Annotated in this window: 16 protein-coding genes; 11 read left to right on the forward strand and 5 right to left on the reverse strand. The window is 46.2% G+C overall.

Annotated features, from left to right (window positions below):
* Positions 1–344 precede the first annotated feature (344 nt).
* Positions 345–1,688 carry a metalloprotease PmbA gene (pmbA, locus tag BM607_RS08330; RefSeq protein WP_071938700.1) on the forward strand — a complete coding sequence of 448 codons (1,344 nt, stop codon included), beginning with the start codon at positions 345–347 and terminating at the stop codon, positions 1,686–1,688.
* 239 nt (positions 1,689–1,927) lie between these two features.
* Here pmbA and BM607_RS08335 read toward each other — a convergent pair whose 3' ends face one another.
* Positions 1,928–4,054, reverse strand: a complete 2,127-nt coding sequence (locus BM607_RS08335) for a TonB-dependent receptor (RefSeq protein WP_087486512.1) — start codon at positions 4,052–4,054, stop codon at positions 1,928–1,930.
* Between the two features lie 275 nt (positions 4,055–4,329).
* A complete protein-coding gene (locus BM607_RS08340) occupies positions 4,330–5,178 on the reverse strand; it encodes a transporter substrate-binding domain-containing protein (RefSeq protein WP_071938698.1) in 849 nt (282 codons plus the stop codon).
* Positions 5,179–5,452: 274 nt separating this feature from the next.
* Here BM607_RS08340 and BM607_RS08345 point away from each other — a divergent pair, with 274 nt between their 5' ends.
* Together BM607_RS08345 and fumC are read left to right on the forward strand one after the other, a co-directional pair.
* Entirely contained in the window at positions 5,453–5,677 is a 225-nt protein-coding gene (locus tag BM607_RS08345; protein ID WP_071938697.1) for a ribosome alternative rescue factor ArfA, read from the forward strand.
* A 216-nt stretch (positions 5,678–5,893) separates the two neighbouring features.
* Positions 5,894–7,297, forward strand: a complete 1,404-nt coding sequence (gene fumC / locus BM607_RS08350; RefSeq protein WP_071938696.1) for a class II fumarate hydratase — start codon at positions 5,894–5,896, stop codon at positions 7,295–7,297.
* A 236-nt stretch (positions 7,298–7,533) separates the two neighbouring features.
* On the opposite strand, the gene rimO is transcribed toward fumC, so the two are convergent.
* Positions 7,534–8,952, reverse strand: a complete 1,419-nt coding sequence (gene rimO, locus BM607_RS08355) for a 30S ribosomal protein S12 methylthiotransferase RimO (RefSeq protein ID WP_071938695.1) — start codon at positions 8,950–8,952, stop codon at positions 7,534–7,536.
* A gap of 406 nt (positions 8,953–9,358) precedes the next feature.
* Between rimO and BM607_RS08360 the strand changes: the two genes are divergently transcribed.
* The 7 genes from BM607_RS08360 to BM607_RS08390 all read left to right on the forward strand — a co-directional run bounded on the left by BM607_RS08360 (position 9,359) and on the right by BM607_RS08390 (position 17,256).
* Positions 9,359–10,072 carry an oxidative stress defense protein gene (locus BM607_RS08360; protein ID WP_006083233.1) on the forward strand — a complete coding sequence of 238 codons (714 nt, stop codon included), beginning with the start codon at positions 9,359–9,361 and terminating at the stop codon, positions 10,070–10,072.
* A gap of 206 nt (positions 10,073–10,278) precedes the next feature.
* Positions 10,279–11,052 carry an EAL domain-containing protein gene (locus BM607_RS08365; RefSeq protein WP_071938694.1) on the forward strand — a complete coding sequence of 258 codons (774 nt, stop codon included), beginning with the start codon at positions 10,279–10,281 and terminating at the stop codon, positions 11,050–11,052.
* Positions 11,053–11,329: 277 nt separating this feature from the next.
* Positions 11,330–11,791 carry a hypothetical protein gene (locus BM607_RS08370; protein ID WP_006083231.1) on the forward strand — a complete coding sequence of 154 codons (462 nt, stop codon included), beginning with the start codon at positions 11,330–11,332 and terminating at the stop codon, positions 11,789–11,791.
* 254 nt (positions 11,792–12,045) lie between these two features.
* Complete coding sequence (locus BM607_RS08375) at positions 12,046–12,903, forward strand: class I SAM-dependent methyltransferase (RefSeq protein WP_071938693.1); 858 nt, start codon at positions 12,046–12,048, stop codon at positions 12,901–12,903.
* Positions 12,904–13,682: 779 nt separating this feature from the next.
* Positions 13,683–14,378 (forward strand): DUF4336 domain-containing protein, encoded by a 696-nt coding sequence (locus tag BM607_RS08380; RefSeq protein WP_071938692.1) that lies wholly within the window; start codon positions 13,683–13,685, stop codon positions 14,376–14,378.
* Between the two features lie 462 nt (positions 14,379–14,840).
* Positions 14,841–15,419, forward strand: coding sequence for a porin family protein (locus BM607_RS08385; protein ID WP_012088141.1), 579 nt, complete (start codon positions 14,841–14,843; stop codon positions 15,417–15,419).
* A gap of 886 nt (positions 15,420–16,305) precedes the next feature.
* Positions 16,306–17,256 carry a YiiX/YebB-like N1pC/P60 family cysteine hydrolase gene (locus BM607_RS08390; RefSeq protein WP_071938691.1) on the forward strand — a complete coding sequence of 317 codons (951 nt, stop codon included), beginning with the start codon at positions 16,306–16,308 and terminating at the stop codon, positions 17,254–17,256.
* A 493-nt stretch (positions 17,257–17,749) separates the two neighbouring features.
* On the opposite strand, the gene BM607_RS08395 is transcribed toward BM607_RS08390, so the two are convergent.
* Complete coding sequence (locus BM607_RS08395; protein ID WP_071938690.1) at positions 17,750–18,853, reverse strand: phosphoribosylaminoimidazolesuccinocarboxamide synthase; 1,104 nt, start codon at positions 18,851–18,853, stop codon at positions 17,750–17,752.
* Positions 18,840–19,268, reverse strand: coding sequence for a hypothetical protein (locus BM607_RS08400; RefSeq protein ID WP_071938689.1), 429 nt, complete (start codon positions 19,266–19,268; stop codon positions 18,840–18,842). The genes BM607_RS08395 and BM607_RS08400 overlap by 14 nt, the downstream gene beginning before the upstream one ends.
* 189 nt (positions 19,269–19,457) lie before the next feature.
* On the opposite strand from BM607_RS08400, the gene BM607_RS08405 reads away from it, so the two are divergent.
* Positions 19,458–19,937, forward strand: a complete 480-nt coding sequence (locus BM607_RS08405) for an SRPBCC family protein (RefSeq protein WP_071938688.1) — start codon at positions 19,458–19,460, stop codon at positions 19,935–19,937.
* The last annotated feature ends 88 nt before the right edge of the window (positions 19,938–20,025 follow it).

Here is a 20,025-nt window from a genome sequence, read left to right on the forward strand (position 1 = left end):
ATACGAGTTTCAGAGCGCCTAGGGTGCTTCAATTCAAGGCGCATCAATGACAGAATGTCGGCCACCTTTTGAATTGATGCAACACGGAAGTGGAGTGCCCTAGGCGCTCCGTCCCGGCGGGTTTTAACGCACTTTATGCTGTGTTGGTTATTTTTAACTTAGCCCGCTAGGTCTGCAAATAACCGCCTTGCCTAAAGTGCGTTAAACTCCCGCTGAATCCTGCATCTTCAGGTTGTTTGGGTATAGGATACGCTCTCAAGCCTAAGTCGGCCGCGAATAATTAATGTGAATGGGATTTGTGTTTGTTATGCTACGGCAATTGCCGACAACGAAAGAGTAGCTTTGTGTCTTTGAACAGAATCGATAGTGAATTGGGCGCGCTGAAAGATGCGGTGGCCGTGGCGCTGGAATATGCCAACAAATTAGGAACGAATGCTGCCGAAGTGGCAATCAGTAAACAACAAGGTTTGTCGGTTTCTACCCGTTTAAAAGAAGTCGAAACCGTTGAATTTAATAAAGATGGTGCCTTAGGGATTACGGTTTACCGCGATGGTTGCAAGGGCAGTTCATCGACGTCGGATTTAAGTCCAGAGGCCATCGCCTTAGCGGTGAAAGCGGCCGACGATATCGCCCGTTATACTTCTCCCGATCCATTCAGTGGTCTTGCCGATAAAGCCTTGATGGCAACTCAGATCCGCGATCTTCAGCTGTATTATCCAGAAGATATTTCCCCCGATGAGTTAGCCCAACTGGCGATCCGCGCCGAAACTGCGGCACTCGATGCCGATCCGCGCATCAATAATTCCGACGGCGCCAGTGCCAATGCTCACACTGCGGTTAAAGTGTATGGCAACAGCCACGGTTTCTTAAACGGTTATTGCAGCTCGCGTTATAGCTTAAGTTGCAGCGTGATCGGTGAAGATAGCGAAGGCAATATGCAACGGGATTACGATTACACTATCGCCCGTAAATTCAGCGAGATGCTTGCACCTGAAACGGTCGGTTTAAAAACAGCCGAGAAGACAGTAAGCCGCCTCGGTGCGCGCAAGATTGCTACCACGCGTTTACCCATTTTATTAGCGCCAGATATCGCCACAGGGTTAATCGGCCACTTTATCGGTGCGATCAGCGGTGGCAGTTTATACCGTAAATCCAGTTTCTTATTGGATTCGATTAACACCCAAATCTTCCCCGATTGGTTCAATATTGAAGAACAGCCGCATTTACTGGGCGCACTGGCGAGCGCGAACTACGACAGCGAAGGCGTGTCGACCCAAGATAGACGGATTATCGACCGCGGCATGTTAGAAACCTATTTGCTGACCAGCTACTCGGCGCGCAAGTTAGGCTTAACCAACACGGGTCACGCGGGTGGTATTTATAACTGGACGCTCGGCCACACAGGCCAAACCTTCGACGAATTGGTAAAAGACATGGGCACAGGTTTGATTGTGACCGAAGTTATGGGCCAAGGCGTGAACATGGTAACGGGCGATTATTCCCGAGGTGCGGCGGGTTTCTACGTTGAAAACGGTGAGATCCAATATCCAGTGGAAGAGATCACTATCGCGGGTAACTTAAAAGAGATGTTCCGTGGCGTGCAGGCCGTGAGTAAGGATTTTGATATGCGCTCATCGATTCGTACCGGCGGTATCTTGTTATCTGAAATGAAGATTGCGGGTAACTAATCCATAGTCTCACTCATTCAGCCGTGCTGCATAGTACGCTTAAGTCGTCTCAGCGTTTTAGTGCCTGTACTTTAGCGCTAGTAGCATGAATGTGGTTTGAGCATAAAAAAAGGGCAAGCGATTAATCACTTAATCTGCTTGCCCTTTTTGTTTAACGCGCCGATTAGGGCTGTTCGCCTTAATCAGCGGTATTGTAAAAAATCCATGCTGTTAAAAACAATGTCTTTAAAAAGCCGTCGTTAAAACGCATAGCTTGCGCTGAGTTCGAACGAGCGACCTGCACCGGCAATCTGGTTAAAGCCATTGGTATTATCGGCCTTAAATTCTGCCACACTCACACCGCCTAGTGGCAGCTCATAGTAGCTGTCGAATAGGTTATTCACCGCGAAGGTGACAGTCAGATCCTGCCATTTCATGCTGCTGTTTAAGTTAAGCAAGGAGTAGCTATCGGTTTCATTTTCAAGGCGGCGGTCATCCACGCGATCTTTGGTCGCAACCCATTGCCATGAAAGACTATTTTCCAAGTTACCGAGTTGATGTTGTAGTGCCAGCTCGGTTTGCAGCGGCTTGATTTGATATAAAGGCTCATTGCCTTCATCTCGCTCACCACGGGTCAAATTTACTTTGCCTAACACTTGCCATTTACCTGTGCTGGTTTCAGCAAACTGATAGAGCGCATTAAAGCGTGCACCATAGAGATTGGCATCTAAGTTAGTGAATTGAAGAATATTGCGTTTGCCATCAGCTGAGCTAGTGCGATTGAAGCTACCAATCACTTCGGCATCGATATAGTCAGTCACCGCTGTGTACCAAGTTGTGGTCGAGACTTGCCAGCTATCACCGTTATATTTGTAGGCTGCGCTCAGGGTGTGGGCGGTTTCTGGCTTTAGATCTGGATTACCCACATAACCATTACCATCACCATACCAACCTATCATAGTGGTTGCCATAGTGCCGCGGCCCCAGCTGTAACGCTCGTACAGATTGGGGGCTCGATTCTTGCGGGCAAGGCCAAACTCAAGTTGTTGATTGGCCGATAATTGATAGCGCGCCAGTAAAGTGGCGTCGATCAGATCATCATTACGCTCTCTGTCCATCTCGTTAAAGGCCTGCGCCGCAGCGGCATCCATATTCGGCATGCCCATCATTGGCATGTCACTATAAGCTTGGACTTCACCTGTATTAGTGGTGACATACTCAAAGCGAACACCCGCCGATAACCACCAGCTTGGGCTCAAATCTTGCTGCCATTCGCCATAAACGGCAGCGCGGCGACGTTCGCCATCGTTGATGTTGATGTAATCATTCGGCGCCATCATAGTGCCTGGCACTGCAGGCCAAACATCGTCGAGGTGGTAGCTATAGAATTCTTGGCCGACCAGTAAGGTGCTGTCATCGCCCATTGGCAAGCGCCAGTGCAGTTGATAGCTGTAGTCGTCACCTTCAGTGTTCATCGGCATCTTGCCGGTTTTTTCTGGGGTGAAAAAGCCCATCTCGTGCTTCACGCCGTGCCAATTGAATTGGGCGCTGAACTCACCGTCATCGTCGAGTTTAAGTTGATAACGGGCGAGGGCACCGTAACTCTTGTTATCTGTCATATCCATGTATTGGTTAGCAAAACCTTGAAATGGAATATTCTGATGGGTCAGTTTGATGGCGACTTGTTGAGTCTCATCGCGCCATGCGGCGGTCAATGCATGGTTTTGTGCGCGGTACAAGGTATCTATGACTTTATCGCCATTGCCATCTTTATAGCTGTTGGCATCTTCATAGGCGCCTTGATAGCTTAGGCTGATATTTTTGCTGGCAACTGTGGCATTGGTGCCGAGTAATAAGGTATCACTCACGCTGCGGTATCCCGTTGAGATATCGCCGCTATTCCACTTGATGCTATCGCTTTCGCCAAATTTAGGATTAAGGCTGCTGACTTTGATCACCCCCGCGATATTGTCGCCGCCCGCGCTGACTGGCGATACACCCGCAATCACTTCGGCTGTGGTGACTTGATTGGCGGAAATATAGGACAGCGGTGGATTCATTTGATTGGCGCAGGAAGCGGTAATGTCCGCACCATCAACTAACACTTTAATGCGATCGCCCATCATGCCATTGAGAATAGGCAGAGCCGATACGCCACCCGCTTCGGAGAAATCTACTCCTTGTCCTTTCAGCAGGTTTTCAGCCGAACCTAGCGTGTTGCGGTTTTCGGTCTGTTGGCCGTGGACTTCTAAGCGTTCAATATTGGCTAATTCGCTGTCATCGGCCATTGCCTGTGGCGCTAGCGATAAGCCCATGGCGATTGCGAGGGATGAGGAAATTACTGAAGTTTTAAACGGGTGAGATAAATACGCAGAATTTGCAGCCATCTTATTGTCTTCCATTCACTTGGATTAATTGCGCTGCATTATAAAGAGCATCTAAGAGTGACAGGTGCGGCATATTGTCGCAGAGGGCAACAAAGCGGGTTAAAAACAGAATTGAGCTTGAGCAGAAGGTAAATTCCTCGCACGTTAATCACTTAGACCATGATTTTCTTTGACTCTTTAAACATTGTGCTCATCCATCATCCATCATCGATAAGCGTATCAATGGAACCTGCTTTATCGGCCGTTAGAGGTGGGGTGACTTTATAAGATTTGAGCTAACCAAAATACTTGCTATACAGTCGCTGAGTTTCGCCTTGGGAATCCATGGCGGCGAGTGCTTTGGCAAACTGGAAAGCTTTAGAATCAGGCGCTAACACTGTGGGGCTATTGTCTGGGCTGATGGGGTTTTCGGCGCGATAGTTAGGGTTGTGTCTACCGCGGTAGTGACGGCTTTTTTTCGAGAAGCCGAGGTACATTTCCTGCGCTGATTGGCAGCAGTTATAGTGGAGTTTGAACTGAGTGGGGTCGCGATCGTTAAGGTAATAATGCAGCGTGGTTTGATCGTAGATGAAAAAATCCCCTTGGTTTGAAAGCAAATAATCCAAGGCTTTAGACACATTGAGTTCAGGCGGTTTACGTACTTGTATTTTGTCGGGCAGGCCGCCAAAGTCGTAACTGCCGGGGGCGATTAAGAGGGTCATCTTATTGTTCACTAACTGCTCAATCGAGCGAATATCGGCGGCGCCCGCACGGCTAATGCCTATGGCGCGTTCTGAAAGTCCATTAGGGATAAAATGCGCGTATTTAGCCCGATCTTCGCTGAAGTTAAGGCCAGGATAAAAGTCGATATTGCCGAGTTTGAGATCCCGCAAAATGCGTAATTTAGGTGCGCGCACTATATTGAGTTTGCAGCCAATCTTGTCCGCCGCCGCTTGGTAAAGGTCGTGATAAAATCCCGTATTATTGGGCTCATCTCCGATAAAAGGTAAGCGTTCGCTGGTGCGATACCCCATGGTAATCACGCAGGCGTCTGAACTGGAAAAGGCATTGGCGAGCGGGGCTTGAAGCGTCATCAGCAAAAGCAGTGCGCCGAGCCAAGGTTGAGCGACTAATGTGGATTTCAAATTGATCTCCTTATCTGTCGATTACAAAGTGTAACCTGAGTGCCAATAAAGGTTATGGCAAAATCCGTAAACTAATCTTAAAATGCATTAACTAAATCTTATTGATTATTAAGCTTAATATATTATTTTTGTTTGAATAATCTATCATACTTTCCTACTAGTCAACGCCATTTTTTATGTTGGAGTGCACAAACTCTGTACATCTGATTTGATTGCGTTATAGTTTGCGCTGTTAGGCCATGGGCTTAACTTTCATTAAGCAGTGAGGGATAAAATGACTAAGCAAAAACCGCAAAATATGACCTTAGAGCACGAAAGTGGCCGAGGCACCATTACCGACAACGCACTGAAAGCGTTAGTGACGAGTCCTTTATTTAGGACCCGTACCGAGAAAGCGAAAAAGGGCAAAGGGTCATACGACCGTAATGCACAAAACCGAAAGGGGCATCAGCACAAGGGCGATGCCCCTTTTGACTTTTTAGGTCTGAGCTTTTGTTAATCTGTTGTTTCCCCTGTTTTAGCCCGCTTGCTTTAATCCCTCGTTAGTCCTGCCCGTTACTGCTACTTCGCCAGCCTCAACATCCGTCTTTACGCTTAAATCATCCTTATTGTCGATAGTCGCTTTCCTTCTGAGAGCTTAGCTTGGAATGAATTGGTACTTTTACCCTGAGCGAGTATGGTGAATGCTTAGAGGGTTTTAGCGAAGGAGATACACATGGCACAGCAATATCGAATCGAACACGACACTATGGGCGAGGTAAAAGTCCCCGCGGACTGTTATTGGGGCGCGCAAACCGAGCGTTCACGGCAGCACTTTCGTATCGGTGTCGAAGCGTCAATGCCGATTGAAGTGATCCATGCATTTGGTTATCTCAAAAAGGCCGCCGCCATCACCAATCAACAACTTGGCACTTTGACTCAAGCTAAAGCCCAACTGATTGCCAAAGTGTGCGATGAGCTGATTGCGGGCGAACTCGATACGCAATTTCCCTTAGTGATTTGGCAAACGGGCTCGGGCACGCAAACCAATATGAACGTCAATGAGGTGATCGCCTATCGCGGCCATGTGCTCTCGGGTGGGCAACTCATCGATGCGGTTAAATGTTTGCACCCCAATGACGATGTTAATCGCTCGCAATCTTCCAACGATACTTTTCCTACCGCCATGCACATTGCTGCCTATCGTCAAGCCGTAGAGCTGGTTTTGCCCTGCATGACGTCACTACAGCAGAGCTTGCAGCACAAGGCCGAGGAATTTGCGCACCTAGTTAAAATCGGCCGCACGCATTTTATGGATGCGACACCGTTAACCTTGGGCCAAGAGTTTTCGGGTTACGCCGCGCAATTAAGTCATGGCATCGAAGGCATTGAGCACAGTCTCAAGCGGGTGGCCGAGTTAGCCTTAGGTGCGACCGCCGTGGGTACTGGGCTGAATACGCATAAGGATTACGCTGTTAAGGTGGCGGACAATATCGCAAAGCTCACAGGCTTGCCCTTAGTGACGGCGCCGAATAAGTTTGCCGCCCTTGCTGCCCACGATGAATTAGTCGCCCTGTCGGCGGCCTATAAAGTCGCGGCGGTAGGTTTAATGAAGATCGCAAATGATATTAGGATGTTAGGTTCTGGCCCGCGCTGCGGCATCGCTGAGTTATTACTGCCTGAAAATGAACCGGGTTCGTCCATCATGCCGGGCAAAGTCAACCCGACTCAGGTCGAGGCCATGACGATGGTGTGCGCGCAAATCATGGGCAATGATGTTGCCGTCGGCATTGGCGGCAGCAATGGTCAGTTTGAGCTCAATGTGTTTAAGCCGATGATCATCGCCAATGTGCTGCAATCGGGGCGCTTATTGGGGGATGCTTGTCAGTCGTTTAACGATCACTGCGTGGTTGGCATAGTGGCGAACGAGCCGCAAATTGCTAAGCATGTGGAAAACTCACTCATGCTAGTGACGGCGCTGAATCAACATATCGGTTATGAAAAGGCCGCTAAAATAGCCAAAAAAGCCCATAGCGAGCACAAGACACTGCGCCAAGCGGCATTAGAACTTGAGTTAGTTACGGCAGAAGAGTTCGAGCTGTGGGTCGATGCCAACAAGATGTTAGGGCCAGACGCCTAATGCTTAATTCATAACGTCTCAGCCTAGCTGCTGATAAATCAGCGAAATTGAGGCTGGCAATGAATCAAGATCGTGAGCCAAGACAATGCGAAGAAACAGTGTTGAGAGAGTGAGGCGAAGCAGTTGAGTAAGGAGGGTGAAGCATTCGCAGTGTTAATGCTTACGAAATGATAAAAAACAAAAAGCGAACCAGAGGTTCGCTTTTTGAGTCATAGCCTGTCCTGTATCAGAACAGCTTAGTCTTGGGTGTCAGCGTCTACTACTTCAGCCCACAGATCGTGTTCGTCTGAATGGGTGATGCGAGCACGAACCAACATACCAGGTTCCAACTCAGTTTCACCATTGATAAACACCATACCGTCGATTTCAGGTGCATCGGCGAAGCTGCGGCCAATGGCGCCTTCTTCGTCAACATCGTCAATAAGAATGTCTAAGGTACGGCCAACGAAACGGGCTAAACGCTCGGCGCTGATCTCGGCTTGGACTTCCATAAATCTGTGGTATCTGTCTTCTTTAACGTCTTCGCTGATGAGCTCGGCGATGGTGTTGGCGACAGCGCCATCGACTTCTGAATACTTAAAGCAACCGACGCGATCAAGACGTGCTTCTTTTAAGAAATCTAGCAGGATTTGGAAATCCTCTTCGGTTTCACCTGGGAAGCCGACGATGAAGGTTGAGCGGATCACAAGATCGGGGCAGATTTCACGCCAGCGTTGAATCGCTTCTAACTGACGGTCAACACGGCCTGGACGCTTCATCATCTTCAGGATACGTGGGCTTGCATGCTGCATTGGAATATCCAAATACGGCAGGATCAAACCTTCGGCCATTAGCGGGATCAACTCATCAACCCATGGGTATGGATAGATATAATGCAGACGTACCCAAGCGCCCATTTTACCCAGTTGGCGCGCTAGGCTAGTAATGTCTTGCTTGACTGGCATACCGTTCCAAAAATCGGTACGACCGCCTTTGTCTTTGCCGTAGGCCGAGGTGTCTTGGCTCACGACTAGAATTTCTTGTACGCCTGACTCAACTAGACGCTTAGCTTCATCTAAGATACTGCCCGCTGGGCGGCTGTCGAGATCGCCACGTAGCGAAGGAATGATGCAGAAAGTACAACGGTTGTCGCAACCTTCTGAAATCTTTAAATAAGCGTAATGCTTAGGCGTTAATTTAACCCCAGTTTGTGGGATTAATGATGTGAAAGGGTTGTGCTCTGGCTTAGGCACATATTTGTGAACGTGCTTCAACACGGCTTCGTAGCTGTGTGGACCAGTGATTTCTAATACATCAGGGTGCACTTCGCGGATTTGGTTTTCTTTGGCGCCAAGGCAGCCAGTGACGATCACTTTGCCGTTTTCTTCTAAGGCTTCACGCACAGCGTCCAGAGATTCTTCAACCGCAGCATCGATAAAGCCGCAGGTGTTGACGATAACCAGGTCGGCATTGGCGTAGCTGTTAGTCACTTCGTAGCCGTCGATGCGTAACTGAGTCAGAATACGCTCTGAATCCACGAGGTTTTTTGGGCAGCCCAAAGACACGAAACCGATGCGATTCCCAGTGGTAACAGCATTAGTGCTTGCTGCTTCTAATGTTTTTACTGGGATATCAAGCGTGGTCGTTTGCTTGGGTTTAAAAGTTTCAACTGTCATGGTTTCTCGCTGAGGTTAGAGCAGCCTTAAAAAAGTTGGCGGATTATACCTGAAGTGGTTAAAAGGTACAGTAGCTTTGGCTGAAAAGTGTACAACTGGGGCACTGAATATGCCAGTTAACTCTAAGGCCTATTTTGGGTGTGGATATAGAGATATCCGCAGTCGAACTCATAGGGATAAAAAGAGCTAAATATTTTTCAGAAAAATTAACCCTTTTTAAAATCCGCCGCGTTTACAGGGAGCAAGAGACAGTTTGTTGATGCTGTTACATATTGGCACAGGTATTGGCACTTTTTACTGATAGCCTAAGCGCTAAATAAGCGACACAGTCGTGTTATCCGTCTCGTTTGAATATGCGTTCTATTTGAAGTGGTTTAGGTATAAGCACATTATTTTGGAGTAAGTTATGAAAAATTCTCTTTTAGCGGTATTGGTAGCGGGTGGTCTTTTTTCGAGTGCGTTTATGGCGCCAGCAGTGCTCGCCGCTGAGGTCGATTTCCCCCACATTGAAACCATGGGTGTGAGCCAAATCCAAGTCGAGCCCGATATGGCGGATGTGAATGTGGAAGTGGCCGTGACCGAAAAAACCGCTAAAGCCGCCAAGGATAATTCCGATGCCGCCGTGGCTAAGTTTATCGCCCGTCTCACCGCAGCGGGAGTGACTAAAGACCAGATCCAGAGCGCGAATTTAAATCTTCAACCGCAATACGTGTATGTGCAGGATAAGGCGCCAGAGCTGACGGGTTACACCGCCAGTCGCCAAATTACCGTGACGGTAACAGACTTAAGCCGCTTAAATGCTATTTTAGATTCAGCCTTGGAAGAGGGCATGAATCGAGTGAATAACATCGCCCTTAAGTCGAGCAAAGAAGCGGAATATGTCGCCAAGGCACGCCAAGCCGCGATTGTGGATGCCAAACAAAAAGCCGAGTCTTTGGCTAAAGGCTTTGGTGAGAACCTAGGTAAGATCTGGCAGATCCGTTATTACGATCAACGCCCCGTGCAACCTGTTATGTTACGCATGAGCGCCAAAGCCGATGCCATGGGCGCCGCCGAGAGCTATCAGTACGGCCAAGTGAGCATAGAAGATAGGGTCGAAGTGATTTATAAACTGAAGTAAATCAATCATCAGTATGTGACTATGGATGAAGCTCCAATATGGATTCATCCATTTTTATTTTTCTGCCTCGCACCAACGTTTCATTTCTTTTGTCATCGGCCCTTTGTTTTTTATATTCCAGATTTTATTAACATGATGAACAGTAAAAACTGGCAAATTTAAACATTTATCCTCACACTAGTAAGGTGATGTTAAGGAGGCCGTTTATGGATTTCCCCGCTCGAATAAAGCAGCAAACATGCATGGATTGCTTAAGTGGTAAGTCATTAGGATTTGAAATTCGCATGGCATTTCAACCTATCATTCATTGGCCTAGCCGTGAGATTAGCGGTTATGAAGCCCTTGTTAGAGGTCCCGAAGGTGAAGGGGCCGCGTGGGTGTTTGCGCGAATTAACGATAGCAACAAATACTATTTTGATCAGGCTTGCCGGGTTAAAGCGATAGAAACCGCTTCCAAGCTGGGACTCGATAAGATGCTCAGTATCAACTTTCTGCCCAATGCCGTGTATAACCCTGAGACCTGTATCCGCGCGACGATTGAAGCCGCCGACATGTATGGGTTTGATATCCACAAAATCATGTTCGAAGTGACTGAGGGCGAGCAAATTGTCGATCGGGCGAAATTAGTCCGCATCTTCGAGAGTTATGCTAAACGTGGTTTTATCACCGCAATCGATGATTTTGGCAGTGGTTTTGCTGATTTAAGTTGGTTGGATGCCCTGCGTCCACAAGTGCTAAAACTCGATATGACTTTGATCCGTGATATCGATGTCGATAAAGAAAAACAGCAGGCAGTGGATGAAATACTGCGTATTTGTCTAGAACTTAATACAAGAGTCTTGGCCGAAGGCGTTGAGAGCGAAGCCGAACTGAATTATCTCGCTGGAATCGGGATTGAGTATTTTCAGGGCTATTACTTTGCTAAACCTAAGCTCGAACATTTAACTACCTACGAAGAGCTGAACTTTCATGCACCATAGCCGCGCTCGTTCAACATCTTAAACTACTTGGTTATTCTTCTGCTTTGTGCGTTTACCATCGAATCTAAAATATTTAATTAACAGACACTTGCCTGCACGTTAAGTGCGGCGAGTGTGTCTGTGCCTGTCAGTAAAAACGACAAACGCGATGATGGCTTAGTTTAAATTGGGGCGGATATTTGAATCGTTGCTCTTACCCTTGCGGAGTTAGCGCCGCGAAAAGGTGGTGATATCGACACATCTGACTAAGCTTACTGACTCAAACAAAGGAGGTGTTATGAAACAATTTACAGCTTTAACCCTATTAGTATCTTGTTCCTTACTGCTAGCTAGCCCAGTATTTGCCCACGGTGAAATCGGTGAACCCTCGGATGGCGCCAAGGGAATGGCGGGTGCCATGGGCACCATAGAATTTAAACCCTCAGATTGGCAAGAGAATAAACAGAGCTGGTGGAAGGACAGTGATGGTGTTGCACCCGGTGTTGCAGGTTGCCATGTCGGCACCGATGAACAAGGTGTGCCTAATGGCAGAATGTTTGGTGAGGCGTGTTTGCCCGATGGCTTGTTAGTCGAATCCAATCCCGGCAAAGATGTGATACACGGTCACAGTGACGACTTAGGTCATCCTGATACCTTTGACTGTAATGCTTGGTGTGTTGGCGAAGGCAAAACTGCGGGTATGTGTGAAGTGGCCGCTGCGCCGCCTTGTGAGCAATCCGCGAGATGCGCCTGCAAGTAGTTAATCGCGAGTGTGAGCTCGATGTGTGTTGTGAGTTCACTGCGATTTAATTTCTTTGGCTAACATATTCTTCTGCTGGTGATTATCGCGCTTAGCGCCTCTCCTACCCAACATACTTATTTGAATCCTTGAGTGCACAATTGGCCGCTTTAGCTTTAGTCGTACTTAGCTGTGGGGCAATTGTTTGTTTCTGATATCGGCTAACTGATATATCATGCGCCACCTAAAATTGCCCTTGTTACCTATTCGCTACTATGTCTTCCAACGCGCTCTATACCGATTTATCCGGCTATTACGATTTAATGTGTTCCGATATTAACTACCAGCAACAGAGTGCGAGCATTCATCGTCTGCATCAGTTCCTTGGCAATAACGGTAAACAACACCTTGATTTAGCTTGTGGTACGGGTCCGCATGTGCGGCATTTTATCGATCTTGGTTATCAATGCAGTGGCCTCGATATCAATCAGCCCATGCTCGACATGGCCATGCGCCGTTGTCCCGAAGCCCAGTTTAACCTGCAAGATATGACAGCTTTTTATTTAGAAGAGCGCGTCGACTTGATTACCTGTTTTTTATATTCCATCCACTACAGTGCTTGTATCGAACGACTTAAAAGTTGTATCGCCAGTGTGCACAGTGCGCTCAATGACGGCGGACTGTTTTGTTTTAACACGGTAGATAAACACAGAATCGATAACACGGCCTCGGTTAAGCATTTTGCCGAGTTTGATGGTAGTCATTTCGCCTTTGAATCCGGTTGGCATTACAGTGGTCAAGGCGAGAAACAGTCATTAAAGCTGAGTATTGCCAAAAGCAGTCTGCCGTTTACTGAGGTGTCGGCTTCGCCTTTATCAGTCTCTGATATGAAAGGTTTAGGCTCGCTGGAAGCGGGGTTACACGCCGCAGGTTTACAGGAAGTTGGCTTACAAGAACTACACAGCATTGAGCAATGGCAAGATCAACATGCCATGGTCGCGACTAGCTTCACAGAACTGCAGGAACTGTTAGCCCCCTATTTTGAAGTACATGTTTTCGAACATGATTATGAAAGAATCGTCCCGTGGGATTTAGCATCCGGCAACGCGCTGTTTGTCTGCGTGAAGATTTGACCTTGGGTTGAAGGTGTGACAACTTTCTTTACTTCCATCAGCCTTCTTTAGCATATTTAGACTGTTGATAGTTTCTTTATAAAATCAAAACCAAAGTCAAAATCAAGGTCGTGGGGCTTCACCCCACACCCGACAAAAAGGGGAAAAACGCCTGTTCCCCTTTTGGAAATCCCCCGGCGTCCCTAGCGAAGTGACATGCATTGATTAGTGGCTTCGTGCTTATTCAAAAATAGCTAACGCTTCCGATGGCTCCGCTTTACATCCATGTAAAGCCCCCAGTTCGGCAGTCCCTGCCTCTCGCTCATAAGCGCGAAAATCACCGATTTTCATTCGCCCCTTCCCCGAAAGCTACGCAGACGTCCTGTCTGCGTCACGCGCTATCCTTTTAATAAAGAGTCTTCAACGCCCTTCAGCAACTTCACAGGGGATGGTGAACTTCTGTGATCTCGGTGTTTGCTGTTAATCCCTAAAGATTTGTGCCTGTCCTATCTTTCACTTGACCAAAATAGCAAAGCGTTTACTCCCTTAATTCCCCTGCCATACCCGATCTTTTTTATAAAGCGTCGCAATGACTCTTCGCAACGTCGAAGGGCAAGGGCGATTCCGTGAGTTTAAGCGTGGTTTGTTAGCTCCTAAAAAAAAATGAGTCTTGGGTGCTCTGTCTTTTCAATTCTCTTTTCATACTTTTGTGATGATGGCTGGCGGCTGATTTCGTGCTTCAATGTAAGGTAAAGCCAAAGCTATTGTTGATGGAATGACTAGCAGCATGGAGAGTTGATATGAAGCAACTAGCAGAAAACCTGTGGATTTTTGATGGTGAAGCCGTACCATTTTTTTCCTTGCCCTATACCACTCGGATGACAGTGATCCGCTTAAATAATGGTGCTTTGTGGGTACATAGCCCAATCAAACTCACCCCTGAACTTCAAGCACTGGTCGAAGCGTTAGGCGAAGTTCGTTATCTTATTGCGCCTAACCACTTGCACCACCTATTTTTAAAGGACTGGCAGCAACGTTATCCGCAGGCCCAAAGTTTTGGCACTGCAGAAGTTCAAACAAAGCGGCCAGATCTCCATTTTGACGGGCTGTTCACCGCTCAATTTCATGCCATGTGGGCGACTGATATTGACCAAATATTATTTACGGGCTCTCATTTCATGCAGGAATGTGTGTTCCTTCATAAAGCATCGCGTACTTTGATTGTGACGGATCTTATCGAAAACTTTTCACCCGAATCTTTTAATGCCTTACAGCGATTATTGGCTCGCGGAGCGGGAATACTCGCTCCAAACGGTAAAATGCCCTTAGATTGGCGCTTAAGTTTTATGTTTGCTAAGACACAAGCGCGCAGTCATATTGATAAAATATTAGCTTGGGAGCCAAAAGCCATCATCATGGCCCATGGTCTTATTATCGAGAATGATGCAACGGCATTTTTGGAAAAATCATTTTCTTGGGTAAATAGGGAAGGATAATATTATTATTTTTCCCCAATATCATTTTAGCGTTTAAACCGCTATACATTATCAGCGAATAAAAGGCGGACACTTTTATAGTTGAATTCGGGAGTTAACTATCTGCAATATTATTTAAAATTAACCAGTGCGACATGAATGATGACTAATTTGTGAGATGTTGTAGGTTGATGGGATGTAGCGGGTTTGTGAATATATTCCTTATCTATGAAATAGTTACAATGCAATAGGCAATAAATACATCCGCCAGAGTGAGTGCAACTTACAGCTATTAATATATAAGTGATTTTAGCTGTTATTTTAGACGGTTTTTCTTCATTTTAAATTATCTTGGTTAAGGTATAGCATTGATAGTAATGTTTTTTATTAACTTTCTTAAATCTATTTAGCTTGAGTTCGGTAAGTCTGGCATTACTTTTGTAATGTACTTAGCGTATTTAAATAATTAACTAGGAGTACATTATGAAAAATACCATTCTTACTTTGGCCGCCATTATTTCTTTAGCCTCTGTTAGTGTTTACTCTCATGCGGAGAACATGAAAAATAATGATGTCGCAGAAAATGGCATTTATGTTGGTGCTAACTATGGTTATTTAAAAGTCGATGGTAAAGATGACTTCGATGACAATAGCGATGTTATTCAAGGGCTTGTTGGTTATCGCTTCAACCAATATTTAGCTATCGAAGGCGGATACGTCAACTTCGGTGATTATGGCAATAGTTTATCTAATGCAGAAACAGATGGTTATACCGCTGCGCTAAAAGTCTCATATCCCATTGTAGATCGCGTTGAGTTGTACGCTAAAGGTGGGCAACTATGGTATTCCACAGATTATGATGTGTTAGGTTTTTCTGGAAATAAAGATGATGAAGGTGTGTTCGCCGGTGCCGGTGTCGCATTTAAAGTCACAGATCGATTCTTAATTAATGCCGAGTACACTTGGTATGATGCAGGAATTACCGTTGAGAATGTTAGCAACGGTGCAGATACAGACACAGACTTCAAACAAGCCAGTTTAGGTGTTGAATATCGATTCTAATTATTCGTTTTTGATATTTATAATTTAAAAATTGATTATCTAGGTGTGACACGCTAAGTGTCACACCTTTTTTATATTACTAATAAGCCCCTCCGAGTTTTTATTTTTAAATCAAAGTCAAAGTTGTAGGGCTTACTCCCTGATTCGACTGACGCTATCTCGGCATCTGATAGGCAGGATGCCAGAATGTCGTGAAGTGCATGGATACACGAGAACGACCATGCCTCGCTCACACAACGAACGCAAATGCCCTGCGGCAACTCCGAGGGGAGGTGAACTTCTGTCACCGCGGTGTTGGCCGTAATCTCATGAGAGTTATGGATGTCCTTCTTTGTCTGTCATTGCGGCCTTACGGCCGAGGTGAATCAAAGTCGTGGGGCTTCACCCCACACCCGACCAACAGGGGAAAAGCGCCTGTTCCCCTTTTGGAAATCCCCCGGCGTCCCTAGCGAAGTTATATGCATTAGTTAGTGGCTTCGTGCTTATTCGAAAATAGCTAACGCTTCCGATGGCTCCGCTTTACATCCATGTAAAGCCCCCAGTTCGGCAGTCCCTGCCTCTCGCTCATAAGCGCGAAAATCACCGATTTTCATTCGCCCCTTCCCCCCGAAAGCTACGCAGACGTCCTGTCTGTGTCACGCGCTATCCTTTTAATAAAGAGTCTTCAACGCTCTTCAGCAATTTCGCAGGGGAAGGTGAACTTCTGTAGCCCTTGTGTTGGCTATTAATCTCTAAAGATTTATGCCTGTCTCATCTTCAACGTGACACATGTTAGAAAAATTTAACAATGAGAGGCTTATTAAACTTACTCGATTTTCTTTTAATACTGTTCAACAAACAAATTAAATGATTAGATATCTACTATGACTCAAACAAGGATGGAATAATGAACAAACTGATTGAAAAAATAAGATTAGCTTCGACAGCTAATGCAATCCATGCACTTAGCACGGAAGAAGGGCAAAATAAAGTTTTTGAATCATTTAAAGAAATTCCAGATGATAAGCTTAATGTTTTGGGTCTATATAGTGGAATAAAAGAAAAACACTTATCAATATTCCGAAGTATTCTCCGAAATGAAGAAAATGAGTTTACACATTCATTGGCTAAATTTGATTATAAGTTGACCACAGGGGATATTATTCTTGTTACTGGGAAATCAAGTGCAGCGAAGGCTCTAGTTATAAGCCAAAAGACTTTCTATTTAAAAGCTCGATCAAGCCATGTTGTCGTCGTTCATGCTGATCATTTATGTATTGATGCTATGCCAAAAGATGGTGTTTCTTTAAGAGACATATCTGAAGTTATGGATGATGTTGAAGACGACTGGCGGGTGATTAGATTCAAAGAACTCACTGAAGATTGTGAGGAAAAAATTATGAAATCATGTGTATTTTATTTACGACAACCGTACAAAATATTACCGAAAAGAAAACCTGCCAAAAGATATTCTTATTGTAGTGAATTAGCTCGAAAAGTGTTCATTGATAGCGGTGTTGCCAATACTAAAATTCCCAACGTACGAATTATCAAACCATGTGATTTTGATAAACTAGCAGATAAGGATGACAAATGGATAGATGTCACCGATTCAGTTAAGCCATATATTGATTTTTGTATTGAATACGAAGATATTTTAAATTATCTGTCACGTTCAGTGATAAATGGGTTGAATCTGAATCGAAGCAGATATGAAGAAAGAAAGGACGTTATGAAAGAAATTTGTAAGTATGAAGCCAAAGGACTGATATCTTCAGCTACAACTTCCAAATTTTTCGAAGAAGTTAAGAAAATTGAAGCTGGTTTGAATTTTAAGTTTTGGGATACAAATAAATAATTACTCTGAATATTCGTTAGCTGTATTTTAGCAACGATGGGACATGCATATCTTTTTTGAATAAATCGCAGTTAATACCAAAGCTACGGGAGTTCACCTTCCCCTGCGAAGTTGCCGCGGGGCGTTGGAATAAATTGCGTGAGTCCGGTCAGGGATGACCGGCTAGCTTTCGGGGTACAGGATGTACCATCGGAAGCGATAGCAATTTATCCATAAGACCAAGGCTAGTCTCTAATGCATGTAACTTCGCTAGGGGCGTCTTGGAGCATCCAAGGAGGATAGGACGAGCAGTCCTCCTTGGTCGGGTGTGGGGTGAAGCCCCACGACTTTGATCCAAACGAAGTTTGGAAAATTATTAGTCTTGTCTCCTAAGACTTATTTTTAAGAAAGTAACGACCCAATGCAAACACAGTTTTCGAAGCAAAAAAAAAGGCGCCTAAGCGCCTTTCTACTCTTTGGGAAAGGGAAAACTCCTCATTCCACTATGATTTGATTACACAATCAGATCATACTCTTCCCGTAGGATCTTGATGATATCTGCCTTTGGATTCGCTGGCAGTGGGATTGGGGCGCCAGTCACTTTCTCGGCAACGCCGGTGTAAGTGCGTGACACATGCATCATGGCCTCAAGTGGCAGGTCATTGTCGCGGGCGAGGGCTTCACGCTCTGGCATTCTGTCTTTGTTGAGCAGCACATCTGGATCGGGGAAATGATTCAGCAAGAACTGGCGGAAACCCTCTTTGGAGTTTTCTAAAATCTTGCCATCGCGGTAGGCGGCGCCGTCCCAAATACGTGATGAGTCTGGGGTGCCGACTTCATCCATATAAATCAGTTTTGAGTTGCCGTCTTTGTCGGTGACATAACCGAACTCAAATTTAGTGTCGACAAACACTTGGTCAAGTTTTGCCAGCGCGGCTGAAATCACTTTAAAGCCATCTTTTAACAGCTTCTCGTACAGGTCGATATCTTCTAACTTTTCAAAGCCAAAGGCTTGGTAGTTGGCTTCGATATCGCTGCGGCTGATGTTCACGTCATCTTGGGCTGGCACGCCTGGGATGCCGGTTAAAATACCCTTAGTCGATGGAGTGATTAACAGCTCAGGTAGTTTTTGATCTTTCTCTAAGCCTTCTGGCAGTGTGATACCACAGAATACTCGCTCGCCTTTTGAGTAAGCGCGCCACATTGAGCCTGTGATGTACTGGCGACAAATGGCTTCGACTTTAATAGGGCGAGCTTTTTGGACTATCCATACGAACGGGTGCGGGATATCCAAAATATGGCTGTCGGCTAGGCCGTTTTCGGCGAACAGTTTAAACCAGTGGTTAGATATCGCGTTTAATGCCGCGCCTTTACCTGGAATGCCTTTGAGGCCGCCTTCACCGTGGAAGATACAGTCGAAGGCCGAGATACGGTCGCTGATCACCATGATGGCGAGTGGGGTATCTTCGGGGACGTTATAACCTTTAGTGGTAATTAAACGGCGGCTGTCGGCGTCGGTTAGCCAGTAAACGCTGCGAACCTTGCCGCTGTGGACTGGGCTGTCGGTGCGGATAGGCAAATCGTTATTGATGGCAAGTACGGAATCAGCAAGACTCATGACGAGTATTCCTTAGGATAGAGAGTGTAGGGATAAGGTTTTTATAAGTGTCGGTTTGCAGATGGGCTAGGGCGTTAGCAACAGCCAGATTTATTGCAACCGCTTTATTATTCGCGCGTGGCTTAGGGCGTAAAGCGTTCAGCCAGTTTGCGGGATTTGATGTTAAATCTTGAACAGCTAAAGGGGTATTTTCGGGCGGTGTTTGAATTGTGTCAGCTGGAGATAATGCAAGGGATGGAACAAACGCAGGGCAAGGTTGGCACCACAGTGAAAGTGGTCTGCTAAAGCGGGCAGGGCCCGTGCCATTTTGCTCGAAAATGCTAACCATTAATCCGAGATAACCTTGTGCTAGACTGCCGCGAAAAAGTGGCGACATTTTACCTTTATTGACAAAATTTGCCACGGCTATTTGCATTGTTCTTCGCAGCGAGTCTAGCGGCCGTAAGGATTTGCCTCGCAATGGCGGACTGAAGCGAAACGATGGGTGCCATGTTTGATACAAAAATCGGATATTGAAAGGCTGTATTTTAGCTTGCTGATGTGCGAGCTTATGACGCAGTTGCAGCCCACAAGACCATCAAGCCAAATATCCAATGGAGGGAATATGAGCACAAGTCATCCACATCCAGATAGCGACAGAGAATTGATATTAGAGCGGATTATCGACGCGCCGCCGGAAAAACTGTTCCGCGCGTGGACCGAGCCTGAGCTTCTCAAAATTTGGTTTACGCCAAGGCCGTGGACTGTGGCTAGCGCGACCTTAGATGTGCGTGCTGGTGGTACTAACGTGATTGTGATGCGCAGCCCTGAGGGGCAAGATTTCCCGAATCGCGGCGTGTATCTCGAGGTGGTTGAGAATGAGCGTATCGTATTTACCGATGCCTTTACCGAGGCTTGGGTGCCGTCCGATAAAGCCTTTATGACGGCAACCATCACGTTTGAACCTGTGGACGGTAAGACCAAGTACACAGCGCGGGTGCAGCATTGGAATAGCGAAGATAGGCAGAATCATGAGGATATGGGGTTTCATTCGGGTTGGTCTAAGGCGACCGATCAGCTTGAGGAACTCGTCGCGAGTCTCTAGCAGGCATCCCGTATCAGAGAGTCAACATTAGGTCGTACCTAGCACAATTGCCCTGCATTATCATATTGTTGGGGATTGGGCAGGATTA

Origin of the sequence: Shewanella sp. SACH (assembly GCF_001887095.2) — a bacterium.
Classification (GTDB): domain Bacteria; phylum Pseudomonadota; class Gammaproteobacteria; order Enterobacterales; family Shewanellaceae; genus Shewanella; species Shewanella baltica.